Raw genomic sequence first — 263 nt, forward strand, 5'->3', positions numbered from 1 at the left:
GGTGCGTTGATAAATGCTAATAATAAAGCCTGTTTATGTTCACGGTTATCAGCCAGATAAACCTGCTGAGTAACATTCTCTGCCAGTTGATTGGCCGCATTAATATGAATTTCCTGCGGGTCGGTAAGCAGTTCGTCGGCAAAAATTCTGACACCACTGCCTGCCAAGGTTGCCGAGAATAGTCCAGCCTGGAATTTTGATTTAATAGCGGCGAGCGCCATCAGCACATCAGGACCCTGACCCATATCGAGCATGCGATCGGC

At 47.9% G+C, this 263-nt stretch carries 1 pseudogene; it reads right to left on the reverse strand.

Annotated features, from left to right (window positions below):
- Window positions 1-263: pseudogene (locus B3182_RS07960) on the reverse strand (DEAD/DEAH box helicase); the annotation flags it as partial.

This window comes from Methylophaga sp. UBA4204 (assembly GCF_002379485.1).
Lineage (GTDB): Bacteria > Pseudomonadota > Gammaproteobacteria > Nitrosococcales > Methylophagaceae > Methylophaga.